Genomic DNA, 24,378 nt, shown 5'->3' with positions numbered 1-24,378 from the left:
ATTATTGTGGCGCAATCTAATCAATCTACAGATCTGGCACTTGCTGATGGCATGATGGAGCAAAGTGAAAACGAAGATCAACAAGAGCAAAAATCAGGCTATTTCAGTGCCCTTGGCGGTGTTGATGTTTTACGTCAAATTACCCTGATTGTTGCATTAGCTATTTGTTTAGCCATTGCTATTTTCGTTATTATTTGGGCTCGTCAGCCAGATATGCGCCCTTTAGGTAAAATGCAAACTGAAGAGTTAATAGAAACACTCGACTTTTTAGATGCACAAAAAATTGACTACCAACTTGATGGCAATGTGGTCTCGGTGGATGAAACTGAATATCAAAATATCAAGTTATTGATGACCCGTGAAGGTTTAGATCAAGGGCCTACATCAGGTAGCGACATTATTATGCAAGACATGGGGTTTGGGGTAAGCCAACGTTTAGAGCGTGAGCGCCTTAAACATGGCCGTGAGCAACAACTTGCCCGTACTATAGAAGAGCTAAATAATGTTACTCGCGCCAAAGTATTGTTAGCGATTCCCAAAGAAAATGTGTTTGCCCGTAGAGAGAAAAAACCCTCTGCAACTGTTGTACTTACTCTTAAACGCGGTCGCTCTTTAGATGGCGAAGAAGTTGACTCGGTTGTTGATATGATAGCTTCAGCGGTACAAGGGCTTGAGCCTTCGCGCGTTACTGTGACCGATCAAAATGGTCGTTTATTAAATTCAGGCTCGCAAACCTCTTTAGCTGCACGCTCGCGTAAAGAATACGATATAGAACGTAAACGTGAGCAAGAATACCTAGAAAAAATCGACAGTATTTTGATCCCCGTGGTTGGATTAGGTAATTACACCGCACAAGTAGATTTAAGTATGGACTTTAGTGCGGTAGAAGAAACACAAAAACGTTACAACCCAGATTTACCTGCGGTAAGAAGTGAAACGACCTTTGAAGAAAATAATATTGGTGGCCTAGCGGTTGGTATTCCAGGCGCGCTTACTAATCAGCCACCAGTTAACTCAACTATTCCTGAAGATGCGATGGCGGGCGGTGCAGGCACTGCAACCTCACCGAGTAGAACTCACAAAGAAGCCACTCGTAACTATGAACTCGATACCACTATTTCACATAAGCGTCAGCAAACTGGAGTGATCCGCAGAATAAGCGTCTCTGTTGCGGTTGATTACCTGCCTACGGTGGGTGAAAATGGTGAAACAACTATGACGCCACGCTCGGTTGAAGCCCTGTCAAATATTCGTCGCTTGTTACAAGGTGGCGTAGGCTTTGATATGCAACGTGGCGATGCACTTGAAGTAGTGACCGTACCATTTGTTCGTGAAGACTCAGCGCTTGATTTCGAGTTGCCTTTATGGGAACAAGATTGGTTTATGAAAATGATGCGCTTAGTATTAGGTGCACTGGTTATTATTGTACTGATTTTAGCTGTCGTTAAACCTATGCTTAAACGCTTAATCTACCCAGATAATACACTTGAAGAATACGATGAAGATTCTCTTAGTTCAGGTGTTGATCTTGGTGACAGCACATTAGATATGCTAAATAATGACTTTGATTCTGCTTCTGTTGGCTTCTCAAGCGATGGTACACTACGCTTACCAGACCTACACGGCGACGAAGACTTACTCAAAGCGGTTCGTGCCCTTGTAGCCAATGAACCAGAACTATCATCACAAGTAGTGAAAGCGTGGTTAACAGAAGATGACTGATCAAGAACAAAAACAACTACCTCAAGCGTTTGATGTTGATAAACTTGATGGTGTAGATAAAGCGGCAATATTATTGCTGAGCTTAACTGAAGAAGATGCAGCGCAAATCCTCAAGCACTTAGAGCCAAAACAAGTGCAAAAGGTCGGTATGGCTATGGCGGCAATCGATGATTTGTCGCAAGCTAAAATTAGCGCGGTTCATAATTTGTTTATTGAACAAATTCAAAGCTTTAGTACGATTGGTTTTCAGTCTGAAGACTTCATCAAAAAAGCACTTACAGCCGCATTAGGTGAAGATAAAGCCGCCAGCTTGATAGACCAAATAGTGATGGGCTCAGGCGCTAAAGGTCTTGATTCATTAAAATGGATGGACTCTAAACAGGTGGCTAACATTATTCGTAATGAGCATCCACAAATTCAAACAATTGTTCTCTCTTACCTAGAGCCTGAACAGTCGGCTGAAATTTTAGCGCAATTTCCTGAAAAAGTGCGTCTCGATTTAACCATGCGTATTGCTAATTTAGAAGAAGTACAACCGGCAGCATTGCAAGAATTGAATGAAATTATGGAAAAACAATTTGCCGGTCAAGCGGGTGCACAAGCTGCGAAAATGGGTGGCTTAAAAGCTGCGGCAGATATCATGAACTACCTCGATACAAATGTTGAAGGGCAGTTAATGGATTCAATCCGTGAGCATGACGAAGAAATGTCGCAACAAATTCAAGACTTAATGTTTGTCTTCGAAAACTTAATGGATGTAGACGACAGAGGCATTCAAGCAATCCTGCGTGAAGTGCCGCAAGATGTATTAATGAAAGCCATTAAAGGGACCGACGATGCCCTTAAAGAGAAAATTTTGGGTAACATGTCAAAACGTGCCGCTGAAATGCTCGCTGATGATTTAGAAGCTATGGCTCCTGTGCGCATTAGTGAAGTAGAAGCGGCGCAAAAAGAAATTTTATCAACAGCACGTCGCCTTTCTGATTCAGGTGAAATTATGCTTGGTGGTGGCGGTGGTGAGGAGTTCTTATAACCTATGAGTCACTCTAAAGGTCGCCCATTACATGCAGATGAAGCTGATGAGTTATTAAAAAATTGGCCAATTCCTGATGTTGCTCCCGATGAGCGAAGCTTTCGCAATCGCTCTACGGCTTATGGCACACCCTTAGCCGAGCTATACCGTAAAGAAATAGCAAAAGAACAAGTAGAAGAACCGGAAGAACCAGAGCTGCCTTCATTAACTATGGTAGAGCTGGAGCGTATTCGCCAAGATGCCTACGAAGAAGGCCTTAAACAAGGGCACGAACAAGGCTATATAGATGGCTTTGACAAAGGCGTAACCGAGGGTAAAGAGGCGGGTTACAAAGAAGGTGTAGAGCTGGGTAAAACACAAGGCCAAGAAGACGTTAAACCATTAATTGATGAGCAGTTGACCAGTCTGCGTGGTTTACTAGATAGTTTAAGCGACCCGCTTAAAAAAGTGGACGAGCAAGCAGAAAAACAGCTGGTACAGCTAGCCACTATGCTCAGTGAAGCGATTATTTATCAAGAAGTAAAAACATCACCTGATATTATTTTACATACTTTGAAAAAAAGCATTGATGCACTTAATGCAGAACAAGAAAAAGTTCGAATTCATCTTCATCCAGATGACTTATCGCTGATAAAAACCAGTTATGGCGAACAAGCTATTGAAGATAATCATTGGCAATTAATTGCAGAACCCACTCTAGAGCGGGGCGGTTGTGAAGTTAAAACAACGTTATCATCTTTAGATATGACCTTGAAAACCCGTGTCAAAGAAACGTTGGATAGCTTTTTGCATAACAGTGGTATCTAACTTTTTTATTGGCGTGTCATGTCTGTGAGCGATACTTCATTAAGCGAACGCTTATCTCAATACCAACGGCATATTAAAATTCCAGCGCCTGCAGTCGCGGGAGTTTTAACGCGTGTGGTTGGTTTAACACTGGAAGCCAAAGGTTTGCGCGCTCCGGTAGGCAGCCAATGTAAAATTGAAACAATGAACGGCTTTGTTGACGCTGAAATTGTTGGATTTAACGATCAAACTTTGTATTTAATGCCTAACGACCACATTTCAGGCGTACTGCCTGGTGCGCGAGTTATCCCCCAAGTTAATGACACAGGTTTGCCTGTTGGCATGAGCTTACTTGGTCGAGTGGTAGACGGCTTAGGCAGACCTTTAGATGGCTTAGGTAAAATTAATGCAGAACATACACTCAAATTTGCTCAAAATGCAATAAACCCTCTTGCAAGACGCCCCATTAGTAAGCCTATGGATGTGGGGGTACGTGCTATTAACTCGGTGATTACTGTCGGCCAAGGCCAGCGCATGGGCTTATTTGCAGGCTCTGGTGTGGGTAAATCAGTATTATTAGGCATGATGACCCGAGGCAGTGAAGCCGATGTGATTGTAGTGGGTTTAGTCGGTGAGCGTGGTCGAGAAGTAAAAGAATTTATTGAAGAAATACTGGGTGTTGAAGGGCGTAAACGTTCAGTTGTTGTTGCAGCCCCCGCTGATGCCTCACCATTAATGCGATTAAAAGGCTGCGAAAGTGCGGTAACCATTGCAGAGTATTTTCGAGATCAAGGCTTAAACGTATTGTTATTACTCGACTCGGTGACGCGTTATGCTATGGCACAGCGTGAAATCGCGCTGGCTGTGGGTGAGCCCCCTGCAACAAAAGGCTACCCACCTTCAGTATTTGCTAAATTACCTGCGCTGGTGGAAAGAGCGGGTAACGGCGGGGAAGGGCAAGGCTCTATTACTGCCTTTTTTACCGTACTGAGTGAAGGCGATGACATGCAAGACCCGATTGCTGATGCTGCACGTGCCATACTTGACGGACATATTGTTTTATCGCGTGATTTAGCCGACAGCGGCCATTATCCTGCCATTGACATAGAAAAATCGATTTCTCGAGTTATGCCTCAAGTGGTGTCTGAATCGCACATGCAACAAGCTCGGGTGCTTAAGCAAGTGTATTCAATGTATCAACAGAACAAAGACATGATCACCTTGGGCGCTTATCAAAAAGGCAGTGATCAAATGCTCGATCAGGCAATAAACATGATGCCAAGAGTGAACGCATTTTTACAACAAGGGATGCGTGATGTGATTAGCTATGATGATGGCCTTCAAGGGCTAGCGCAATTATTAGGACAAGCATAATGGCAAAAAATAAACTGCATTTGTTGCTCAGGCTTGAAAACGAAAAAGAAGAAACGTTACGCATGAGCTACTTGCAAGCTAATCAAAATTTGCAAGTAAATCAGCAAAAGCTGCAGGGCTTAAATGACTTTCGACTTGAATACACGCAGCAACTTCATATTAAGGGGCAGTCGGGTTTATCAAGTGCCGGATTTAGTCAGTATCATGCATTCATTGCTAAGATTGAAGAAGCGATACGTCAACAAGCAAGCACTGTTAACACTGCAAAGCAGGTGGTTAGCCAGCGTAAAACCTTGTGGTTAAAGCAACAAGTAAAAGCGAAAGCGGTTGCTAAGTTAATTGAAAAACAACAGATAAAAGCGGATATGTTGGCCGCTAAAAGTGAGCAAAAAATGCTCGATGAATTTTCCTCTAATCAGTTTTATCAAAGGCATAAAGCACTATAAGGTAGGCATGCTAATTGCTTAGATTCTACAAGAGCAATGATTTTTAGGATTGTGCGGTGGGCTGTTGCCGCTTTTATTAGGTGATTTATGGCGATAAATGATATTTCAATGTTAGCGGTATCTGAGCAAGACTCATACTTAGTTAAAAAAGACAGTGATAAAACAAAGCTAGATAGCAGTAATGATGCTGGCTTTTTTGATCAATTAGCCCTTGCTAACCAAGCTTCTGAAACACACAGTACGCAAGCTAAAGCGCCAAACAAACAATCAGCAGATGAACAGTCCGATCTAAAAGAGCAAAGTAGCGAAGAAAAGCCTTTGAGCGGTGAAGATATGCTGGCGCAAATTAATGCGGCACAAGTCATCGATACCTCAGTAAAAAATAACCCCCATGGTGTTGCGCAGTTAATAGACAAAGACGCTGTTAAAATAAACGCTAAGCCTGAAGATAAGCTGGCACCTATTATTACTATGCCAAGTGATGCCGTTGTGGATGATGAAATCATTCCACAAACACAAAATGTACAAGGTGCTAATTTAGCAGGAAAAGGCGAAGGTGAGCCGACACTGCTTGACACAAAAGCGCTAGCAGCTGTTAATGCGAGTCAAAAAGGCGATGTTGTTTCAAGTCAATTAGCAACAGATAAGGTGGCCGATAAGCCGACTGATACCACAACCGTAAAATCATCATTAGACTCATCAATTTTGGCGCTGTTATCAAAAGATGATAATGCCATTAAAGCAGATAAATTACTGGCAAATTTAACACCTGCTCAGCAAGGTGAATTAGCCACTGAGCTTAATGCGATGAGCAAGCCAATTAATAAAGATAACTTAGCGGATTTAAAGCAATTACTCAGTAAGTATGTGAGTGAAAGTGAGAAGCCGCAAACATCTCAGCAGACCATTAATGCGCAAATAAGTACGTTAACTACCTCAGAAAAACAGGCCTTACTCAATCAGTTGCAGGGTTACGTTAAAAATGAATCTTTATCAACGAAAGAACTTACCTCGCTAAAAGGAGTAATCAGTGATTTAGAGACCGCGATTAACGCGGACAGCTTGTTTAGCGCCAAAGATAAGCCACTATTTTCAAATAATGCTTTGGCGGGAGCAATAGCGCCAAAAGCACAGGCTGGTACTGAATCAGCCAATGTAAAACCTGAGCTAAAATTAGAGAGTTCAAAATCGGTAGCTGATAACCCTGAAGAGCTTGCCAAACAGTTAGACGCATTACAAAAAGAGAGCATGCGCGGCACTAATGCTGAGCAAATGCCACCGCGTGCAGCACAAATTTTCTCTCAGATCATTAATATATTTGACAAACAGTCGCTTAGTAGTCTCGCTAAATACGATACTTTAGGGTACGAACAAGCTATTATTGAAGCGCAAAGCTTGCAAGCAGGACAGTTACAAAGTACAGCACAAGCGAAACAAGTAAGCATTGATCCTGCCACGTTACAGGCTTTAAACATTATTAAAAGTGATGCGGCAAAAATGCTACAAGAGCGGGTTAGCTCAATGTTGAGTATTAATAATAAAGAAGCTGAAATTCGCCTAGATCCGCCAGAAATGGGCAGCATGCAAATTCGTATTAGAAGTGATGCTGAGCAAGCACAAATCAACTTTGTAGTGCAAAACCAGCAAGCCAAAGAAGCGCTGGAGCAGTCTTTACCTAGGCTTAGAGAAATGCTGATGCAGCAAGGTTTAGAACTAGGTGAAAGCAGTATTTCTTACGGTGATTCCTCAGGTGAGCAAGCACAGCAACAAGAAGGTGATGCACAAGGGCAAATGGCCAATAATCGCTCTACAGATGAGACAAATAGTGAGCAACCAGATAAGCAAATACAGGGTTCTGGACAACAAACGTCATCATCAATAGATTACTATGCCTAAGTCCTGCTATTATAATAGTTAAAACAAGCAAATACCTTTGCAAATAAAGGAAATACAATGGCTGAAGATACTAATTTAGAAATAGAAGAAGTAAGTAAAAGTAAAAGCAAACTCATAATAATTATTGCCGCTGTATTACTTATTGTTGGCGCTGTGGCAGGGTACTTTTTATTATCAGGTGGTGATGAGCCAGTAGAAACCCTTGCAGATGATGCTGCCAATGGTGAGGTAGCTGCTGCGCCAACAAGTTCTTCGGCAACGGTTGGCAGTGCTTTATATGTTGCGATGCCTAGACCGTTTATTTTTAATGTGCCAGGGGCTAGTCGCGATAGAATTGTACAGATTAAAGTGCAATTATTAGTGCGCGGCGATGGTAATGAAGAAACGGCTAAAAAACACATTCCACTGATTGAAGGCACACTCCTGAGTGTATTTTCCATGACAACGGCTGATGAACTTAGCACCAGTGTAGGCAAAGAAACACTGCGTTTTACTGCACTTGATAAAGTACAGGCCGCTATGATGGATGTTGAAGGGAATAAAGTAATTGAGCGGGTACTATTTACCGGCTTTGTGATGCAATAAGGGGCCAGTGTGAGCGATTTATTATCCCAAGACGAAATTGATGCACTATTACATGGTGTCGATGAAGTCGAAGAGGAAGATATACACGACGGTGAAGATGGTGAGGGAAGTACACTACAGTACGACTTTTCTTCGCAAGATCGCATCGTGCGTGGTCGCATGCCGACACTTGAAATTGTTAACGAGCGATTTGCCCGTCACATGCGAATTAGCTTATTTAACATGATGCGCCGCACCGCTGAGGTGTCAATTAACGGCGTGCAAATGATCAAGTTCGGTGAGTACATACATACCTTGTTTGTACCAACGAGTTTGAATATGGTGCGTTTTCGCCCACTAAAAGGCACCGGCCTTATTACCATGGAAGCACGCTTAGTATTTATACTGGTAGACAACTTCTTTGGTGGCGATGGCCGTTATCATGCCAAAATTGAAGGACGTGAATTTACCCCAACAGAACGCCGAATCGTGCAAATGCTGCTAAAAATAATCTTTGAAGATTACAAAGAAGCATGGGCACCGGTGATGGATGTATCGTTCGAGTACCTCGATTCTGAGGTAAACCCTGCGATGGCTAATATTGTTAGCCCAACCGAAGTAGTGGTTATCAGCTCTTTTCATATTGAGCTGGATGGTGGCGGGGGAGACTTTCATATTGCGCTACCTTATTCAATGCTCGAACCTATCAGAGAGCTATTGGATGCGGGTGTTCAGTCTGATACTGAAGATACCGATTTACGTTGGAGTAAGGCGCTTCGTGACGAAATAATGGACGTAGAAGTCGATTTATCGACCCAGCTACTTGAAGTTGATTTAAGCTTAAAACAAATAATGGAGCTCAAAGCTGGGGATATAATTCCAGTTGAAATGCCTGAGCATATTACCGTATTTGTGGAAGAACTCCCTACATTTAGAGCTAAAATGGGTCGTTCACGCGATAACGTTGCGCTACAAATTAGTGAAAAAATTAAACGCCCTGATTCAGTTAAATCTGAGCTGCATGTCTTTACTAAAGGCGGCAAAAAAATTGATTCAGATGCAGAATTAGCAGAACTAGAAGATGATTTACACCTTTCAAACGGTGTAGACTTAGACTGGTAATTGATTAAAAGGTTAAAAGTATGAGCGATGATCAAGATACAATGGACGAATGGGCAGCAGCACTTGCTGAAGCTGAAGGCACTGACGATAGTCCTGAGGTCAAAGTAACCGAGCTTGATGAGCTTGATGATTCAAAGCATGAACTCAGCGGTGAAGAAAAACGTAAACTCGATACTATTTTAGACATTCCCGTTACTATTTCTATGGAAGTAGGGCGTTCTAAAATTAATATTCGTAATTTATTACAACTTAACCAAGGTTCGGTCGTTGAGCTTGACAGGGTTGCCGGCGAACCGCTCGATGTTTTAGTTAATGGTACTTTGATTGCGCATGGCGAAGTGGTTGTGGTGAACGATAAGTTCGGTATTCGTTTAACGGATGTAATTAGCCAGGTTGAACGGATCAAAAAGTTACGATGATAGCACTAGCCAGTTTAAGCAATTCGGTGTTTGCAGCAACAGATGCTGCAACACCGACCACAGATATCGTATCCATGGTGTTATCTTTGGGTATGGTTGTGGTGTTAATTTTAGTGTTGGCTTTTTTTGTAAAAAAGCTCAATCCAAATTTAACCAATAACGATGAGTTTAAAGTGATCCGCAGTCTTCCGTTGGGATCACGTGAGCGCTTAATGGTGGTTGAAATAGATAATGCACAGCACCTATTAGGGGTTACTCCACACAGTATTAATTATCTACACAAGTTAGAAACCCCCCTAACAGAAAAAGAGTTACCAGAATTAGCGAAGCGGTTTGGCAAAATGTTGAATCCGCAACTTAATCAAAATAAAAAGAACTAATATTATGACTAAATGGCTGCTTTTCCTATTTGCCATGGTGTTCGTCCCAGGGGTCAATGCCGAGGGGATTGACGCGCTGACGATCACCACTAATGCCGATGGCACCCAAGACTACTCAGTGACGCTACAAGTGTTGGCGATCATGACGGCTATGAGCTTTATTCCAGCCGCCATTATCATGATGACCTCTTTCACTCGAATTATTGTTGTTTTAGCTATTTTGCGCCAAGCCATTGGTTTGCAGCAAACGCCTTCGAACCAAGTATTACTAGGTATGTCGCTGTTTTTAAGTATTTTTATTATGGCGCCAATTTATGAGCAAATAAATGAGCGCGCTATCGAACCGTATTTAAGTGAACAAGTAACGTCACTTGAAGCACTTGATTTAGCCAAAGAGCCAATGAAAGCGTTTATGCTCTCACAGGTACGTATAAAAGATTTAGAAACCTTTGCTAAAATAGCAGGTTACGATCAGCTTGACTCGCCTGAAGCAACGCCAATGGTTGTGCTTATTCCTGCGTTTGTGACCAGTGAGCTACAAACCGCTTTTATTATTGGTTTTATGTTTTTTATTCCCTTTTTGATTGTCGATTTGGTGGTTGCATCGGTATTGATGGCCATGGGTATGATGATGTTATCGCCCATGATTGTGTCGCTACCGTTTAAGATTATGTTGTTTGTATTGGTTGATGGGTGGAGCTTGGTGATGGGTACACTCGCTAAAAGCTTTGGCTTGGGCACGTAGTTGTGCACTCTTCATTGAACCAACCACACTAGGAGTCGTCCATGGAACCTGAAGTATTTGTTGATATTTTAAGTGGAGCCCTATTTTTAGTGATTAAGCTGGTGTCTGCCATTGTGGTACCTGGCTTAATTATTGGGTTGGTTGTGGCTGTGTTTCAGGCAGCAACCTCAATTAACGAACAAACACTGAGTTTTTTACCGCGTTTATTAATCACCATCAGTGCCCTGATTGTGGGAGGACATTGGTTTACTCAAGAGCTAATGGACTTTTTTAATCGCTTAGTGCTGCTTATCCCCGAAATTGCAGGTTAACAATGGAATTTCCATTTTCCGTTGTCATTCAATGGTTAAGTGATTTTTTACTGCCCTTAGTGCGCATCAGCTCTATGATCATGATCATGGCGGGTATTGGCGCAAAAAACGTACCTGCTCGAATAAAAATGGGCTTGGCTGTTGTGGTCACCTTCTTAGTTGTTCCTGTTCTTCCTGCTGCTACATTTACTAATCTATTTTCTTTTGAAATGATTTTAGTGGTACTCCAACAAATGTTGATTGGTGTCGCAATTGGTTTTGCGTCCACACTATTACTAAATACGTTTGTGTTAGCCGGTCAAATTCTTGCTATGCAAACCGGTTTAGGTTTTGCATCTGTTGTTGACCCCTCTAATGGGATGAGTGTGCCTGCAGTGGGGCAATTTTATCTAATATTAGCTACCTTATTATTTTTTGTGTTTAATGGTCATTTAATGATGATTCAAATGGTGGTGCACAGTTTTGAAGTACTCCCGATTGATGGCAATTGGTGGGCGGTTGATCATTACTGGGACATAGTGACATGGGGTGGTTGGATGTTTACCACTGCATTAGTGCTGTCATTAGCACCATTAACCGCCATGCTGGTTATTAATATGGCATTTGGTATTATGACCCGTGCTGCACCGCAGTTAAATATTTTCTCGATAGGCTTCCCGTTTACCTTAGTGGCAGGGCTCGTTATTATTTGGGCAACGCTCGGTAACTTTGTCACTCAGTTTGAGTTCCAATGGCTAAAAATGGTTGAGCTGATGTGTACTCTAGTTGGTTGTTCCCCTTAGGAGAGCGTAATGGCTGAAGATTCCGGACAAGAAAAAACCGAAGAACCCACCCCCAAAAAAGTTGATGATGCTAAAAAGAAAGGTCAAATAGCGCGTTCTAAAGAGTTAGGTACCATGTTTGTGCTTATTTTTTCTGCTATTTCCTTATTAATGTATGGGCCTGAAATTGGCAAAGGCTTGTACCGCATTATGGGAAGAATGCTGAGTCTTAACCGCAATGAAACCTACGACACCACCAAAATGTTTGCCGTATGGGGAGAGGTGGCCGACGTACTGTTATTTCCTATGTCGATGTTTGTACTCATTATTGTATTGGCTGCATTTATCGGTAATACCATGCTTGGCGGCTTTAATTTTAGTTGGCAAGCAGCTGCGCCCAAAGCCAGTAAAATGTCGCCAATGAAAGGCTTTACCCGCATGTTTGGTCCACAAGCGGCTATAGAATTGCTTAAGTCATTATTAAAGTTTGGCTTGGTGGCCGCATTTGCTATTTTTTTAATTAATACGTTTTTTGATGAAATCTTACATTTAAGTATAGAAAGTGCGCCTGGCAATATTGTTCATGCTTTGGAAATTTTAGCGTGGATGTTTTTAGGCATGTCTTGCACCTTAATTATTATTGCTGCTATTGACGCCCCATTTCAAAGCTATAGTCATAACAAACAGCTTAAAATGACTATGCAAGAGGTAAAAGACGAATATAAAAACTCAGAAGGTGATCCGCAGATTAAAGCGCGCATAAGGCAAACCCAACGTCAAATGTCGCAAAAGAGAATGATGCAGGATGTGCCAGACGCCGATGTTATTGTTACCAACCCTACTCACTATTCCGTAGCTTTAAAATACGATACAGAGCGAGCAGGCGCGCCTATTGTATTAGCCAAAGGTGTGGATGAGCTCGCCATGCAAATTCGTAAAATTGCATTGGGTAATGAAGTGCCTATTGTTGAGTCTCCAACTTTAACCCGAGCGCTTTATCATACTGCAGAAGTGGGTGAGCAAATCCCCGATCAGCTCTTTACTGCGGTTGCTCAAGTGCTTGCTTATGTGTTTCAGCTTAAACGGTTTAAAAAAGGCCGTGGAAAACGCCCTGTTGCCCTTAATAAAAAGCTGCCTATCCCCGATGAATTTAAGTATTAACTGCTAACCAACTAACTTGGAATAGTTATTGCAATTTCAGCGTAGTGTCAATTTTTTGAAATTGTAGAGTTATGGAATTTAAAGCGGTATTACAACAACTTAATAAAGATAAAAAAGAATATGCGAAGGGCGTTGGTACACCGCTTTTGGTGTTGGCTGCGCTGGGCATGGTTATTTTACCGCTGCCTCCATTCCTGCTTGATATATTATTTTCGTTTAATATCGCGCTTGCGTTAGTTGTATTACTGGTCACTTTATACACCATGAAGCCGCTTGAGTTTGGTATGTTCCCAGCGGTGCTGTTAATTGCAACCATAATGCGCTTGGCACTCAATGTGGCCAGTACCCGGGTGGTACTGCTTGAGGGTCATAACGGTGGGGATGCTGCTGGTAAAGTCATTGAAGCATTTGGTTCAGTGGTAATCGGTGGTAACTACGCCGTGGGCTTGGTGGTGTTTTTAATTCTGATCATCATTAACTTTGTGGTAATCACCAAAGGTGCTGGTCGTATTTCAGAAGTATCAGCGCGTTTTACTCTAGATGCTATGCCAGGTAAGCAAATGGCCATAGATGCAGATATGAATGCCGGTTTTATCAGTGCCGAGCAGGCCAGAGAACGTCGTGAGGAAGTAACCCGTGAAGCTGACTTTTATGGTTCTATGGATGGTGCTAGTAAATTTGTAAAAGGCGATGCTATTGCTGGCATAGTCATTTTAGTAATCAATATTGTGGGTGGCTTATTTGTTGGCATGATCCAACATGATTTAAGTTTTTCACGCGCTATGGAAGTGTACACACTATTGACCATTGGTGATGGCTTAGTCGCGCAATTACCTTCATTACTACTTTCAATTGGTACTGCAATTGTTGTAACCCGTCAAAATGAATCGCACAACATGGGCGATCAGTTTAAGAAGCAATTAGGTAACGAAAAGTCGTTATTTATTGCCTCAGGTATCCTTATTACTATGGGCTTAGTCCCAGGTATGCCACACCTTGCATTTTTAAGCTTAGGGGCGCTTTTAGGTTACCTTGCATACTATACTCAGCAAAATAAACTGAAATTAGCCGCTGCAGAAGCAGAAGAAGCCGAAAATGCCGCCTCAGGTACCGGAATTGCGGCTAAACAAGAGCAAAAAGAACTGGGTTGGGATGATGTTCAACAAGTTGATGTTATTGGTTTAGAAGTCGGTTACCGACTCATTCCTCTCGTTGACCAATCACAAGGTGGCGAGCTGTTAAACCGTATTAAAGGAGTGCGTAAAAAACTATCTCAAGAGCTGGGCTTTTTAGTGCCGCCGGTGCATATACGCGATAATCTAGAACTCGACCCAAATGCATACCGCATAACCATGATGGGTGTATCAAGTGGTGAGGGTGAGCTTAAACATGGTGATGAATTAGCGATTAACCCAGGCCAAGTATTTGGCCCGCTAAAAGGAATTGAAACTAAAGATCCTGCGTTTGGTTTAGATGCAGTTTGGATAAAACCTGATCAAAAAGATGAAGCACAGTCTTTAGGTTACACGGTGGTTGATTCGGCGACCGTGGTGGCAACCCATATTAGCCAGTTACTCACCAATAGCGCCGCATTATTACTCGGACATGAAGAAGTACAAAACTTATTAGATATGTTAGGTAAGAGTCACCCTCGCTTAGTTGAAGGACTTGTACCTGAGGTATTACCGCTGACCACCATCGTTAAAGTACTACAAAATTTATTAAATGAAGGGGTAGCAATACGAGATATGCGCTCAATTGTTCAAACCCTTGTTGAGTATGGCCCTCGTAGCCAAGACCCAGATGTATTAACGGCTGCAGTGCGAATATCACTGCGTAGATTAATCGTCCAAGATGCCGTTGGTATGTCTTCTGAAATCCCTGTCATAACCTTGGCGCCTGAGTTGGAACAGATGTTGCATCAGTCACTTCAAAATGCAGGTGATGAAGGTGCCGGAATAGAACCAGGGCTTGCTGATAGACTTCAAACATCATTGAATGAAGCGCATCAAAATCAAGAAATGGCCGGTGAACCTTCAATATTGCTAACGTCAGGAATGTTACGCACTGTGTTATCTCGATTTGTTAAATACACCATTCCAGGATTGCGAGTGATGTCTTATCAAGAGATACCAGATGAAAGACAGATCAAGATTGTCAGCTCTGTAGGCCAACAATAAGATTTTAAAGGGGTTTGAATTATGAAAATTAAACGTTTTTTTGCTAAAGACATGCGCACTGCACTAAAAGAAGTAAAAGAAGAGTTGGGTGTTGATGCGGTTATTATGTCAAATAAAAAACTAGCTAATGGCGTTGAAATTGTTGCTGCAGTTGATTACGACAAAGCAGCGACAAAACCGCCAGAGCAGCCTCAAAGCCAACCCGCTGCAAGAGCTTCATTTGCACATACTGAGCAAAGTTCACATAATTTTGTTAAACCAGAACCGCAACGCGCTCAACCTAAGCCACAAGCAAAGGTTGCAGATAGCTTACAAGCCTTACTAGAGCGTCAGTCTCCACGTCCTCGTTCAGCAGAGCTTGCTTCAATGTTTTCACACTCTGGCATTGACACTTCTGGTCACTATCAAGAACAAGAGCCTGTGCAATCACGACCTAAAAATATGTTTGAACGTGAACAAAGCGCGCCAGTGCGCCCTCACACCCAAGCCGATAGCTTAGGTTTTGACGATTTAGACAGTGGCTTTGACGATTTAGATTCACCTAGCGCACCGCGTCAGCAAACAATGCATAAAGAATCCAGTGACATCAGCACAATGCGTGAAGAAATGAACGCAATTCGTCAACTATTAGAGCACCAAGTATCAGGTTTAATGCAGCAAGATATGGCACGTCGCGACCCGACCCGTGCATGTATGATTGACCGCTTAGTCGGTATGGGGATAGAGAAAAATGTTGCTGAGCAAATGGCATGTTTTGTACCAGACGATGTGTCTCGCCAACAAGGCTGGAAAGCTTTATTGAACATGGTTGAAGATCAAATGCAAACTACGAACAACGAAATACTTCGCCAAGGCGGTGTTTTTGCGTTAGTCGGGCCTACAGGCGTGGGTAAAACCACCACAGTTGCAAAACTGGCAGCATTGGGTGCACAAAAATACGGTGCCGATAAAGTAGCGCTTATTACTACCGATACTTACCGTATTGGTGCTTATGAGCAGCTAGCAACGTATGGTCGTATTATAGGTTGTGGCGTTAAACAAGTTAAAGATGCAAATGAATTAGCAGAAGTTTTATACCATTTACGAAATAAACGTCTAGTCTTAATTGATACAGCGGGAATGAGTCAACGTGATTTACGTTTAACCGAGCAGTTAAACACCTTAATGCGTAATCAGCGTGTTGATATACGTAGTTATTTAGTATTAAGTGCGACGGCGCAAATTAATGTATTACAAGAAACAGTAAGGCACTTTAAAAAAGTACAGCTAAGCGGATGTATTTTTACTAAACTTGATGAGTCATTGAGTTTAGGTGAGATTATTAGTATTGCGATTCAAAATCGTCTCCCAATAGGGTATCTTACTAACGGTCAGCGAGTACCAGAAGATATTAGAGTGGCAAATGCCGAAAAACTAGTAAAAAAAGCTGAGCAATTGTATTTAAAAAGAATAAAAGCACAACAATCACGACACCAATCAGTGGCGTCGAGCACAGTAGAGATGTATGATTAACACAGTTTTAGATCAAGCAAGCGGCCTTCGCAAAATGAGCAAGAATAATAATAACGGCGTAAAAGTTATCGCTGTCACCGGCGGCAAAGGTGGAGTGGGTAAAACGAACGTATCCCTTAACACGGCAATCGCGTTAGGCCAACAAGGCAAACGTGTGCTTGTACTAGATGCTGATTTAGGATTAGCGAATTGTGATGTGATGCTTGGACTGCGCGTTGAGCGTAATTTATCTCATGTTTTATCGGGCGAATGTGAACTTGATGATATTTTAGTCGAAGGTCCCGCAGGCATAAAAATAGTGCCTGCAACATCGGGTTCGCAAAGTATGGTTGAGTTATCACCCTCAGAGCACGCTGGACTTATTCGTGCATTTAGTGAACTTAACACCGACTTTGATATTTTAATTGTTGATACCGCTGCGGGTATTTCCGATATGGTGCTGAGTTTTTCTCGCGCAGCGCAAGATGTGGTTGTGGTGGTATGTGATGAGCCTACATCAATTACCGATGCCTATGCTTTAATTAAAGTACTTAGCCGTGAGCACGGCGTTTATAAATTTAAAATTGTTGCCAATATGGTGCGTAGTTTACGCGAAGGGCAGGAATTGTTTGCAAAACTTTCAAAGGTTACCGACCGATTTTTAGATATATCAATGGAGTTGGTTGCAACGGTTCCATATGATGAAAATATGCGCAAATCAACGCGCCGCCAAAAAGTAATTGTTGAGGTTTTTCCTGGGTCGCCTGCTGCAATTGCTTTTAAAACACTGGCTACAAAAATTGCTAAGTGGCCAACACCTAGTCAAGCCTCGGGTCATTTAGAGTTTTTCATTGAGAAACTAGTTAGTAACTAACAATGACAATACCGGTGAATAGAGCTATGGGATATCAGTCAACACAAAATTTAAATATGATTGTTGAAAAGCATGCCTCATTAGTCAAAAAAGTGGCGTGCCATTTAATTGCTCGTTTACCGGCCAGTGTGCAGCTAGATGATTTAATTCAATCGGGTATGATTGGTTTAATTGAAGCTTCAAAAAACTTTGATGCGAGCAAAGGCGCAAGCTTTGAAACCTTTGCCGGTATTCGTATTCGTGGTGCGATGATAGACGAAATGCGCCGAGGCGATTGGGTTCCACGTTCAGTTCACAGAAAAAGCCGTTTGGTTGCAGAGACTATTGTTGCGCTTGAGAACAGTTTAAACCGTGAACCTAAAGATAGTGAAGTTGCTGAAAAACTTGAAATTTCGCTAAATGAGTACCATCATATTTTAAACGATGTAAATGTAAGCAAAGTGTTAGGTATTGAAGACCTTGGTATAGATGACGATGTGATTACACCTCATGGCCAAGATTTAGCACTAGACAAACCGTTCAATAATGTTAAAAATGAACGGTTTAATGAGTCTTTACTCAGTGCAATAAAGTCGTTACCGGAAAAAGATGCAATGGTGCTTTCTTTGTACTATAACGATGAGATGAATTTAAAAGAAATTGGGCATATACTCGATGTAAGTGAATCGCGTGTAAGTCAGATACATGGTCAGGCGATGATTAAGCTTAAAGCAAAAATCAATGACTGGATAAACTAGAAGTAAGTAAATAAAGGTTCAGGCCTCACTGGAGGATGTTTTGGATAAAAACATTAAAATTCTTGTTGTTGATGATTTCTCAACAATGAGACGTATTATTAAAAACCTGTTGCGCGATTTAGGTTTTACCAATGTTCAAGAAGCAGATGACGGGTCAACTGCTTTGCCTATGTTGCAAAATCAAGCGTTTGATTTTGTTGTAACAGATTGGAATATGCCAGGCATGCAAGGTATTGATCTTTTGAGGGCAATTCGAGCTGATGAAAAATTAAAGCATATTCCTGTTTTAATGGTTACAGCAGAAGCTAAAAAAGAACAAATAATTGCTGCGGCCCAAGCAGGTGTTAATGGTTATATTGTTAAACCATTTACTGCAGGTACATTGAAAACTAAATTAGAAAAAGTGTTCGAACGCTTAGGTTAATGAGAGGGAGAGGCTTATGTCAGCACCTGCTGCGCCTCAGATTACTTTAGAACAAGCTCGCCAGTTAGTTGTTTTTTTAGAAAATGGTGAGCAAGATAAAGCGAATCAGTTAATTTTAGAAACAGCTTCACAAGAGCAATCACAGTTATTTGCTGAGGTGGGTAAGTTGACGCGTCAACTGCACGAAGCTTTAAAAAGTTTCGAGTTAGACACGCGTTTAACAGACATTACCACTGATGCCATCCCTGACGCAAAAAAACGCCTTAACTATGTCATGGAAATGACAGAAAACGCAGCCAATAAGACAATGGATGCGGTTGAAGCAAGCTTACCATTAGCACAAGAAATCGCTGACGAAATAGCTGATATCAAGCCAACGTGGGATCGTTTAATGAACCGCGAAATAGAGCTTGGTGAGTTTAAATCACTTTGTCATAGTATTGATAAGTTTATGAGCAGTTCTCATCACAAAACCGATGAGTTACAAATGCTGATGACTAATGTGCTGATGGCTCAAGACTATCAAGATTTAACCGGTCAGGTTATTCGCCGTGTTATTGAACTTGTCCGTGAAGTTGAAGAAAGTTTAATTCACCTGTTGACTGCATTTGCAGCGCAAGGTGGTGAGGTTGAACCAACTGAACAACCAGAAAAAATAGAAGATCCCATTGTTGCACAAACACTAGCAGGTCCCGAAGGGCCTATTATTGATAAAGAAACGCGTAATGATGTTGTATCTGATCAAGATGAAGTTGATGATCTATTATCAAGTTTGGGCTTCTAATAGGAGAGTACTGCATGAGCTTTGAAGTCGATGAAGATATTTTACAAGACTTTTTAGTAGAGGCCGGAGAAATCCTTGAGCTTTTATCTGAACAGTTAGTAGAACTGGAAAACAACCCAGATGATACTGAGCTACTAAACGCAATATTTCGCGGTTTCCACACTGTAAAGGGTGGCGCTGGCTTTTTGGCTATGACAGAGCTTGTTGATGCATGTCATGGTGCTGAAAATGTGTTTGATTTACTGCGCCAAGGTGTAAGAACAGTTAACTCTGAATTAATGGATGTGATTTTACAAGCACTGGATACCATTAATGAAATGTTTGCCACGATTAAAAATCGTGACCAGCCAGAGCCTGCTGATCCAGAATTACTTGCAGTACTTCACAAACTTGGACAGCCACCGACAGCAGAAGAGCTTGCCGGCGATTCTGTGGTTGAAGATATAGCTCCTGTCGAAACCCCATCGGTAGAGCCCGAACCAGTTGCAGAGCAACCGAGCAACGATGCTGAAGAAGACCCGTTTGCTTTTGATGAATTATTTAGCGGCCCAGATAGCAGCAGTACTGAGTCTCAGATTGATGAAATAACCGAAGACGAATTCGAAAGCCTACTTGATGAACTTCATGGAAAAGGGCAAGCCCCACAAGAAAAACAATCATCATCAAGTGACAATGATGTCAGTGGTGATATAACTGACGATGAGTTTGACAGCTTATTGGATGAACTTCATGGTGTAGGCAGCTTTGGCGAAGTGAGCCAAGCAACCGCAAGTACACCACAACAAACACCATCAGCCCCTGTGGCTCCACCAAGTAACGAGCAAAGCTCGGGCGATGATGAAATAAGTGACGACGAGTTTGAAGCGTTACTTGATGAACTTCATGGTAAAGGTGCACCTAAGTCGATAGAAACACCGGCTCCTGTAAGTAAACCAGAACCAGTGGCAGCTAAAAAGCCAGAACCAGTTGCTGCAGCTAAGCCACAGCCTAAACCAGAGCCAGCTAAGCCTGCTCCTGCGGCACAAGCAGCTAAAGCTGCGCCGCCTAAAAAAGCAGCGCCTCCACCGGCAGAAACAACAGTACGTGTTGATACCAAACGCCTAGACCAAATAATGAACATGGTGGGCGAGTTAGTACTTGTGCGAAATCGCTTAGTGAGTTTGGCGACTAATTCTGATAGCGAGGCTATGGGTAAAGCTATTTCCAACTTAGATGTTGTGACTGCTGATATCCAAGGTGCAGTAATGCAAACACGAATGCAGCCAATTAAAAAAGTATTTGGCCGTTTTCCTCGTGTTGTACGTGACTTAGCACGAACACTTAAAAAAGATATTAATTTATTACTTGTCGGTGAAGACACCGATTTAGATAAAAATTTAGTGGAAGCATTGGCCGATCCATTGGTGCATTTGGTTCGCAACTCGGTCGACCATGGTATTGAAATGCCCGATATTCGTGAAGCATCGGGTAAACCTAGAACAGGTACGGTGACTTTATCAGCTTCGCAACAGGGTGATCATATTCTACTTACCATCCAAGATGATGGTGCCGGTATGGATGCTGAAAAGCTTAAAAAGATTGCGATTAGTAAAGGGGTGCTTGATCACGACCAAGCGAGTCGTCTTTCTGATACTGAAGCTTATAACCTTATTTTTGCACCTGGATTTTCAACCAAAGAAGAAATCTCAGATATTTCTGGCCGTGGTGTTGGTATGGATGTGGTTAAAACAAAAATCACTCAGCTCAATGGCTCGGTTAACATAAAATCAGAAATGGGCGTAGGGACTACTTTAGAAATCAAAGTTCCACTAACACTTGCGATATTACCTACCTTAATGGTGGTGGTGGGAGAGCAAACCTTTGCCTTGCCGCTAGCGGGTGTAAGTGAAATATTCCACTTAGATTTAACAAAAACTAATGTGGTTGATGGCCAGCTAACGATTATTGTTCGTAAAAAGTCGATTCCATTATTCTACCTTGAACATTGGCTTATAAAAGGCGCTGATAGAGGTCAGCGAAAAGCACAAGGGCATGTCGTTATTGTGCAAATAGGGACTCAAAAAGTAGGGTTCGTTGTTGATTCACTAATAGGTCAAGAAGAAGTGGTGATCAAGCCTCTAGATGCATTATTGCAAGGTACGCCGGGTATGGCGGGTGCGACTATTACCTCTGATGGTGGAATTGCACTGATATTAGATGTACCGAGTATGCTAAAGCATTACGCTGGATAATAAAAAGTAGGTATAAACTTTATGCCTACCCATTCATTGAATAAGAGAGCGAAATGGCTGTTAAAGTTTTAGTAGTTGATGATTCAAGCTTTTTTCGCCGCAGAGTGAGTGAAATTCTTGAACAAGACAGCGGCATTGAGGTAATAGGCTTTGCTGTAAATGGCCGAGAGGCCGTCGAAAAAACAGCTCAGTTACGTCCTGATGTTATCACCATGGATGTTGAAATGCCGGTGCTGGATGGTATTAGTGCTGTGAAAGAGATCATGGCGAGTAATCCAACACCTATTTTAATGTTTTCATCGTTAACACGAGCAGGGGCATCTGCCACTTTGGATGCGCTTGATGCTGGGGCGATGGACTTTTTACCTAAAAAGTTTGAAGATATTGCTCGCAATAACGATGATGCAATTAAGTTATTGCAAAATAAGGTTAAGGAAATAGGCCGCCAGCGTATTGGAAGAATTACGAGAACGGCCCCATCTCCAAGTATTAGTAAACCAGCGTCAAACAGTTCTGAACGCTTTTCTAACCTTGCTAAAAAGCCGATAGTTCAACCTGATCGTAGCTTTAATAATGCGAGTCCTGCACCTAATAACAGCAGTGCCTCAGCGCGTGCCAGTGGTAAGCAGTATCAGTTAGTTGCTATTGGTACATCCACAGGTGGGCCAGTTGCACTGCAAACTATTTTGACGCAATTACCTGCTAATTTTCCACACCCTATTTTACTCATACAGCATATGCCTGCTGCATTTACCCCGGCCTTTGCTACTCGCTTAGATGGCTTGTGTAAGATTAAAGTAAAAGAAGCGCAGCAAGGCGATAGATTACAACCTGGGTGCGCTTATTTAGCGCCAGGTGGCCAGCAAATGATGGTAGAAGGACGTGGCTCTAATAGAACCCTTCGTGTGTTTGAAGATAAAAATGAACGAGTAAACTATAAACCAAGTGTTGATATTACCTTTGCCAGTGCGGCCAAAGCGTATCAAGGTGATGTGCTTGCCATTATTTTGACAGGCATGGGTGCAGATGGTCGTGATGGTGCTCGCATGCTTAAGCAAACTGGCGCTACAATTTGGGCTCAGGATGAAAAAAGCTGTGTTGTCTATGGTATGCCTCAGGCGATAGCCAGTGCAGGTTTAGCGAGCGAAAGCATTAGCCTTCATGATGTGGCTGCACGCTTAAAAAGAGAGGTTGGCTGTGGATAAGCTTTCTGTTTTAGGATTACTGGTTGCATTAGGTGCTATTGCAATCGGTTATTCTTTAGAGGGAGGTGTGGTATCTGCGCTGTTTAATGGGCCTGCACTAATTATTGTATTAGGCGGTACATTAGGTGCGGTGATGCTACAAACATCAGCCAATACATTTAAAAAAATGCTTAGTATTACTCATTGGGTTTTTGTTACCGACGACCATGATATTGAAGATGCTATTGAGCAAGTAAAACGCTGGTCGCATAAAGCCCGTCAAGAGGGTTATTTAGCATTAGAAAACGAAGCACTTGCGCATTCAGATCCCTATGCCGCCAAAGGACTGAGTTTATTAGTTGATGGCTGTTCAGAGCAAAAACTACGCGATACCCTCGAGATTGACTTATTACTTGAGCGAGAACGATTACTTGAGGCTAGCCGGGTATATGAAGCAATGGGTGGGTATAGCCCAACTATTGGTATTTTAGGTGCTGTACTTGGGCTTATTCAAGCCATGTCATTTATTAACGATCCTGAGCAGTTAGGAACGGGTATTGCCACCGCGTTCATTGCAACTATATATGGTGTTGGTTTGGCTAATTTATTATTTTTACCTATGGCCAATAAGCTAAAGCAACGGGTTGAACAAAAGATGCTTTATCACGAAATGTTAGCGGAAGGTGTAATTGCTATTAGCCAAGGTGAGAGCCCTATTAATATAGAACTAAAGCTTGAAGCCTACCGCGTTGAACGTCCAATTTTACAGGCCCATTAGCGCCTATGTTACGCCGTCGCTTACGTCATCACCAATTAAAGAGCCAACATACTGAGCGTTGGTTAGTTTCTTATGCGGATTATATGACCATAATGTTTGCATTTTTTGTTGTATTGTATGCAATTGCGATAAACAAAGAAGACAACATCAAGGTTTTATCTGATTCTCTTGAGCATGTTTTTGATAAGTCTGCAAAACAATATTCTCAGCAGGGTAACGGGGTAAATGGTGATGCTTTATTGCTTGAAAGGGTGACCCCTGAGGCTGAAATACTCTATGGCGAAAGTATTCAAGAGCTAGAGCAAGGCCCAGTGTTACTCGATGGTCAAAGTGACAATAGCAATATTAGTCAACGCCACTTAGGTAAGCCGCTGGATAGTTTATTGGCTAAATTACAATCGTCGCTGATTGATGAGATACGCAGTGGCGAGGCTAGCTTAGAACTAAGCCAAGACTGGTTGGTTATTGAGCTCAATTCCGGATTGTTGTTTGCTAGTGGTAGTGCTGTTGCACATAACAAGGCCAAAGAGATTGTAAAAAAAATTGAAGCAATCATCGCATCAGTCGATAACTATATAAGAGTACGCGGGTATACAGATAACGAAACCATACGAAATGAAATATTTCGTTCTAATTGGGAGTTATCAGTGGCGCGTGCAACCTCAATATTAGTTGAGCTAGAGCGTTTGGGCATTGAATCCGCGCGCATGGCCATTGAGGGATATGGTCAATACTCTCCCTTTGCCGATAATAATACCGAAGCTGGGCGTGCTGAAAACCGTAAAGTCGTGATTGCACTTTCTAAATATGGTTTAGCACCCGAGCCCTCTGATGAACAAACGAGATCATCAATTTCAGTATCAGAGCAAAGTCAGCCAGAAATTGAGCTACCAGCCCAAGACGATACAATAAAAATAATTCGTTTACCGCATGGTGGCATCCGTGTTACAACGCGCAACGAACAGTAATTAGGAT

24 protein-coding genes are annotated in these 24,378 nt (G+C 42.2%); all 24 read left to right on the top strand.

Going from position 1 to position 24,378, the window contains the following annotated elements; translation table 11 throughout:
• Positions 1-6 precede the first annotated feature (6 nt).
• The 24 genes from fliF (at position 7) to QL986_RS08875 (ending at position 24,371) form a co-directional block, all read left to right on the top strand.
• Positions 7-1,722, top strand: coding sequence for a flagellar basal-body MS-ring/collar protein FliF (gene fliF, locus QL986_RS08990; RefSeq protein ID WP_008112179.1), 1,716 nt, complete (start codon positions 7-9; stop codon positions 1,720-1,722).
• Positions 1,715-2,755, top strand: coding sequence for a flagellar motor switch protein FliG (gene fliG / locus QL986_RS08985; protein ID WP_013465559.1), 1,041 nt, complete (start codon positions 1,715-1,717; stop codon positions 2,753-2,755). The genes fliF and fliG overlap by 8 nt, the downstream gene beginning before the upstream one ends.
• A 3-nt stretch (positions 2,756-2,758) precedes the next feature.
• Positions 2,759-3,562 carry a flagellar assembly protein FliH gene (gene fliH, locus QL986_RS08980; protein WP_013465558.1) on the top strand — a complete coding sequence of 268 codons (804 nt, stop codon included), beginning with the start codon at positions 2,759-2,761 and terminating at the stop codon, positions 3,560-3,562.
• Between the two features lie 18 nt (positions 3,563-3,580).
• Positions 3,581-4,915, top strand: a complete 1,335-nt coding sequence (gene fliI, locus QL986_RS08975; RefSeq protein ID WP_008112184.1) for a flagellar protein export ATPase FliI — start codon at positions 3,581-3,583, stop codon at positions 4,913-4,915.
• Positions 4,915-5,361 (top strand): flagellar export protein FliJ, encoded by a 447-nt coding sequence (fliJ, locus tag QL986_RS08970; RefSeq protein WP_008112186.1) that lies wholly within the window; start codon positions 4,915-4,917, stop codon positions 5,359-5,361. The genes fliI and fliJ overlap by 1 nt, the downstream gene beginning before the upstream one ends.
• Before the next feature lie 87 nt (positions 5,362-5,448).
• The gene (locus QL986_RS08965; protein ID WP_290191472.1) at positions 5,449-7,257 is read left to right on the top strand and encodes a flagellar hook-length control protein FliK; all 1,809 of its coding nucleotides are present in this window, start codon (positions 5,449-5,451) and stop codon (positions 7,255-7,257) included.
• A 57-nt stretch (positions 7,258-7,314) separates the two neighbouring features.
• Entirely contained in the window at positions 7,315-7,842 is a 528-nt protein-coding gene (gene fliL / locus QL986_RS08960) for a flagellar basal body-associated protein FliL (RefSeq protein ID WP_013465555.1), read from the top strand.
• A gap of 9 nt (positions 7,843-7,851) precedes the next feature.
• Entirely contained in the window at positions 7,852-8,943 is a 1,092-nt protein-coding gene (gene fliM / locus QL986_RS08955) for a flagellar motor switch protein FliM (RefSeq protein ID WP_010387912.1), read from the top strand.
• 20 nt (positions 8,944-8,963) lie between these two features.
• Positions 8,964-9,362 carry a flagellar motor switch protein FliN gene (gene fliN, locus QL986_RS08950; protein ID WP_013465554.1) on the top strand — a complete coding sequence of 133 codons (399 nt, stop codon included), beginning with the start codon at positions 8,964-8,966 and terminating at the stop codon, positions 9,360-9,362.
• Entirely contained in the window at positions 9,359-9,742 is a 384-nt protein-coding gene (gene fliO, locus QL986_RS08945; RefSeq protein ID WP_024602027.1) for a flagellar biosynthetic protein FliO, read from the top strand. Before fliN ends, fliO begins: the two co-directional genes overlap by 4 nt.
• 4 nt (positions 9,743-9,746) lie before the next feature.
• Complete coding sequence (gene fliP, locus QL986_RS08940) at positions 9,747-10,487, top strand: flagellar type III secretion system pore protein FliP (RefSeq protein ID WP_013465552.1); 741 nt, start codon at positions 9,747-9,749, stop codon at positions 10,485-10,487.
• A gap of 41 nt (positions 10,488-10,528) precedes the next feature.
• Positions 10,529-10,798: a flagellar biosynthetic protein FliQ gene (locus QL986_RS08935; protein ID WP_010387922.1), complete on the top strand. Its 270-nt coding sequence runs from the start codon at positions 10,529-10,531 to the stop codon at positions 10,796-10,798.
• A 2-nt stretch (positions 10,799-10,800) separates the two neighbouring features.
• The gene (fliR, locus tag QL986_RS08930) at positions 10,801-11,580 is read left to right on the top strand and encodes a flagellar biosynthetic protein FliR (protein WP_013465551.1); all 780 of its coding nucleotides are present in this window, start codon (positions 10,801-10,803) and stop codon (positions 11,578-11,580) included.
• Positions 11,581-11,589: 9 nt separating this feature from the next.
• Entirely contained in the window at positions 11,590-12,720 is a 1,131-nt protein-coding gene (gene flhB / locus QL986_RS08925; RefSeq protein WP_013465550.1) for a flagellar biosynthesis protein FlhB, read from the top strand.
• A gap of 71 nt (positions 12,721-12,791) precedes the next feature.
• Complete coding sequence (gene flhA / locus QL986_RS08920) at positions 12,792-14,900, top strand: flagellar biosynthesis protein FlhA (protein ID WP_290191471.1); 2,109 nt, start codon at positions 12,792-12,794, stop codon at positions 14,898-14,900.
• A 21-nt stretch (positions 14,901-14,921) separates the two neighbouring features.
• Entirely contained in the window at positions 14,922-16,412 is a 1,491-nt protein-coding gene (gene flhF / locus QL986_RS08915) for a flagellar biosynthesis protein FlhF (protein ID WP_036953626.1), read from the top strand.
• Entirely contained in the window at positions 16,405-17,265 is an 861-nt protein-coding gene (locus QL986_RS08910; RefSeq protein ID WP_010387928.1) for a MinD/ParA family protein, read from the top strand. The genes flhF and QL986_RS08910 overlap by 8 nt, the downstream gene beginning before the upstream one ends.
• Positions 17,266-17,291: 26 nt before the next feature.
• Complete coding sequence (locus tag QL986_RS08905) at positions 17,292-18,002, top strand: RNA polymerase sigma factor FliA (protein ID WP_008112209.1); 711 nt, start codon at positions 17,292-17,294, stop codon at positions 18,000-18,002.
• A gap of 40 nt (positions 18,003-18,042) precedes the next feature.
• Complete coding sequence (gene cheY / locus QL986_RS08900; RefSeq protein WP_008112210.1) at positions 18,043-18,426, top strand: chemotaxis response regulator CheY; 384 nt, start codon at positions 18,043-18,045, stop codon at positions 18,424-18,426.
• Between the two features lie 16 nt (positions 18,427-18,442).
• Positions 18,443-19,210 (top strand): protein phosphatase CheZ, encoded by a 768-nt coding sequence (locus tag QL986_RS08895; protein ID WP_010387932.1) that lies wholly within the window; start codon positions 18,443-18,445, stop codon positions 19,208-19,210.
• A gap of 14 nt (positions 19,211-19,224) precedes the next feature.
• Entirely contained in the window at positions 19,225-21,441 is a 2,217-nt protein-coding gene (locus QL986_RS08890) for a chemotaxis protein CheA (RefSeq protein WP_013465548.1), read from the top strand.
• A gap of 53 nt (positions 21,442-21,494) precedes the next feature.
• Positions 21,495-22,646 (top strand): chemotaxis response regulator protein-glutamate methylesterase, encoded by a 1,152-nt coding sequence (locus QL986_RS08885; protein ID WP_016899235.1) that lies wholly within the window; start codon positions 21,495-21,497, stop codon positions 22,644-22,646.
• A complete protein-coding gene (locus QL986_RS08880; protein WP_028833993.1) occupies positions 22,639-23,403 on the top strand; it encodes a flagellar motor protein in 765 nt (254 codons plus the stop codon). The genes QL986_RS08885 and QL986_RS08880 overlap by 8 nt, the downstream gene beginning before the upstream one ends.
• A 5-nt stretch (positions 23,404-23,408) precedes the next feature.
• Positions 23,409-24,371, top strand: coding sequence for a flagellar motor protein MotB (locus QL986_RS08875; RefSeq protein ID WP_036953628.1), 963 nt, complete (start codon positions 23,409-23,411; stop codon positions 24,369-24,371).
• Positions 24,372-24,378 lie beyond the last annotated feature (7 nt).

This window comes from Pseudoalteromonas sp. APC 3250 (genome assembly GCF_030407915.1).
Taxonomy (GTDB): Bacteria; Pseudomonadota; Gammaproteobacteria; order Enterobacterales; family Alteromonadaceae; genus Pseudoalteromonas; species Pseudoalteromonas tetraodonis.
Note: the sequence above shows the minus strand (reverse complement) of the source record. Positions and strands in the feature narration are given on the sequence as shown.

Coding starts and splice junctions, on each gene's coding strand:
- fliR (WP_013465551.1), top strand. CDS start 10,801: ATGGAATTTCCATTTTCCGTTGTCATTCAATGGTTAAGTGATTTTTTA.
- QL986_RS08965 (WP_290191472.1), top strand. CDS start 5,449: ATGGCGATAAATGATATTTCAATGTTAGCGGTATCTGAGCAAGACTCA.
- fliJ (WP_008112186.1), top strand. CDS start 4,915: ATGGCAAAAAATAAACTGCATTTGTTGCTCAGGCTTGAAAACGAAAAA.
- QL986_RS08910 (WP_010387928.1), top strand. CDS start 16,405: ATGATTAACACAGTTTTAGATCAAGCAAGCGGCCTTCGCAAAATGAGC.
- flhA (WP_290191471.1), top strand. CDS start 12,792: ATGGAATTTAAAGCGGTATTACAACAACTTAATAAAGATAAAAAAGAA.
- fliO (WP_024602027.1), top strand. CDS start 9,359: ATGATAGCACTAGCCAGTTTAAGCAATTCGGTGTTTGCAGCAACAGAT.
- QL986_RS08890 (WP_013465548.1), top strand. CDS start 19,225: ATGAGCTTTGAAGTCGATGAAGATATTTTACAAGACTTTTTAGTAGAG.
- QL986_RS08895 (WP_010387932.1), top strand. CDS start 18,443: ATGTCAGCACCTGCTGCGCCTCAGATTACTTTAGAACAAGCTCGCCAG.
- fliN (WP_013465554.1), top strand. CDS start 8,964: ATGAGCGATGATCAAGATACAATGGACGAATGGGCAGCAGCACTTGCT.
- QL986_RS08885 (WP_016899235.1), top strand. CDS start 21,495: ATGGCTGTTAAAGTTTTAGTAGTTGATGATTCAAGCTTTTTTCGCCGC.
- fliG (WP_013465559.1), top strand. CDS start 1,715: ATGACTGATCAAGAACAAAAACAACTACCTCAAGCGTTTGATGTTGAT.
- flhB (WP_013465550.1), top strand. CDS start 11,590: ATGGCTGAAGATTCCGGACAAGAAAAAACCGAAGAACCCACCCCCAAA.
- QL986_RS08905 (WP_008112209.1), top strand. CDS start 17,292: ATGGGATATCAGTCAACACAAAATTTAAATATGATTGTTGAAAAGCAT.
- flhF (WP_036953626.1), top strand. CDS start 14,922: ATGAAAATTAAACGTTTTTTTGCTAAAGACATGCGCACTGCACTAAAA.
- fliP (WP_013465552.1), top strand. CDS start 9,747: ATGACTAAATGGCTGCTTTTCCTATTTGCCATGGTGTTCGTCCCAGGG.
- fliI (WP_008112184.1), top strand. CDS start 3,581: ATGTCTGTGAGCGATACTTCATTAAGCGAACGCTTATCTCAATACCAA.
- fliL (WP_013465555.1), top strand. CDS start 7,315: ATGGCTGAAGATACTAATTTAGAAATAGAAGAAGTAAGTAAAAGTAAA.
- QL986_RS08875 (WP_036953628.1), top strand. CDS start 23,409: ATGTTACGCCGTCGCTTACGTCATCACCAATTAAAGAGCCAACATACT.
- QL986_RS08935 (WP_010387922.1), top strand. CDS start 10,529: ATGGAACCTGAAGTATTTGTTGATATTTTAAGTGGAGCCCTATTTTTA.
- fliH (WP_013465558.1), top strand. CDS start 2,759: ATGAGTCACTCTAAAGGTCGCCCATTACATGCAGATGAAGCTGATGAG.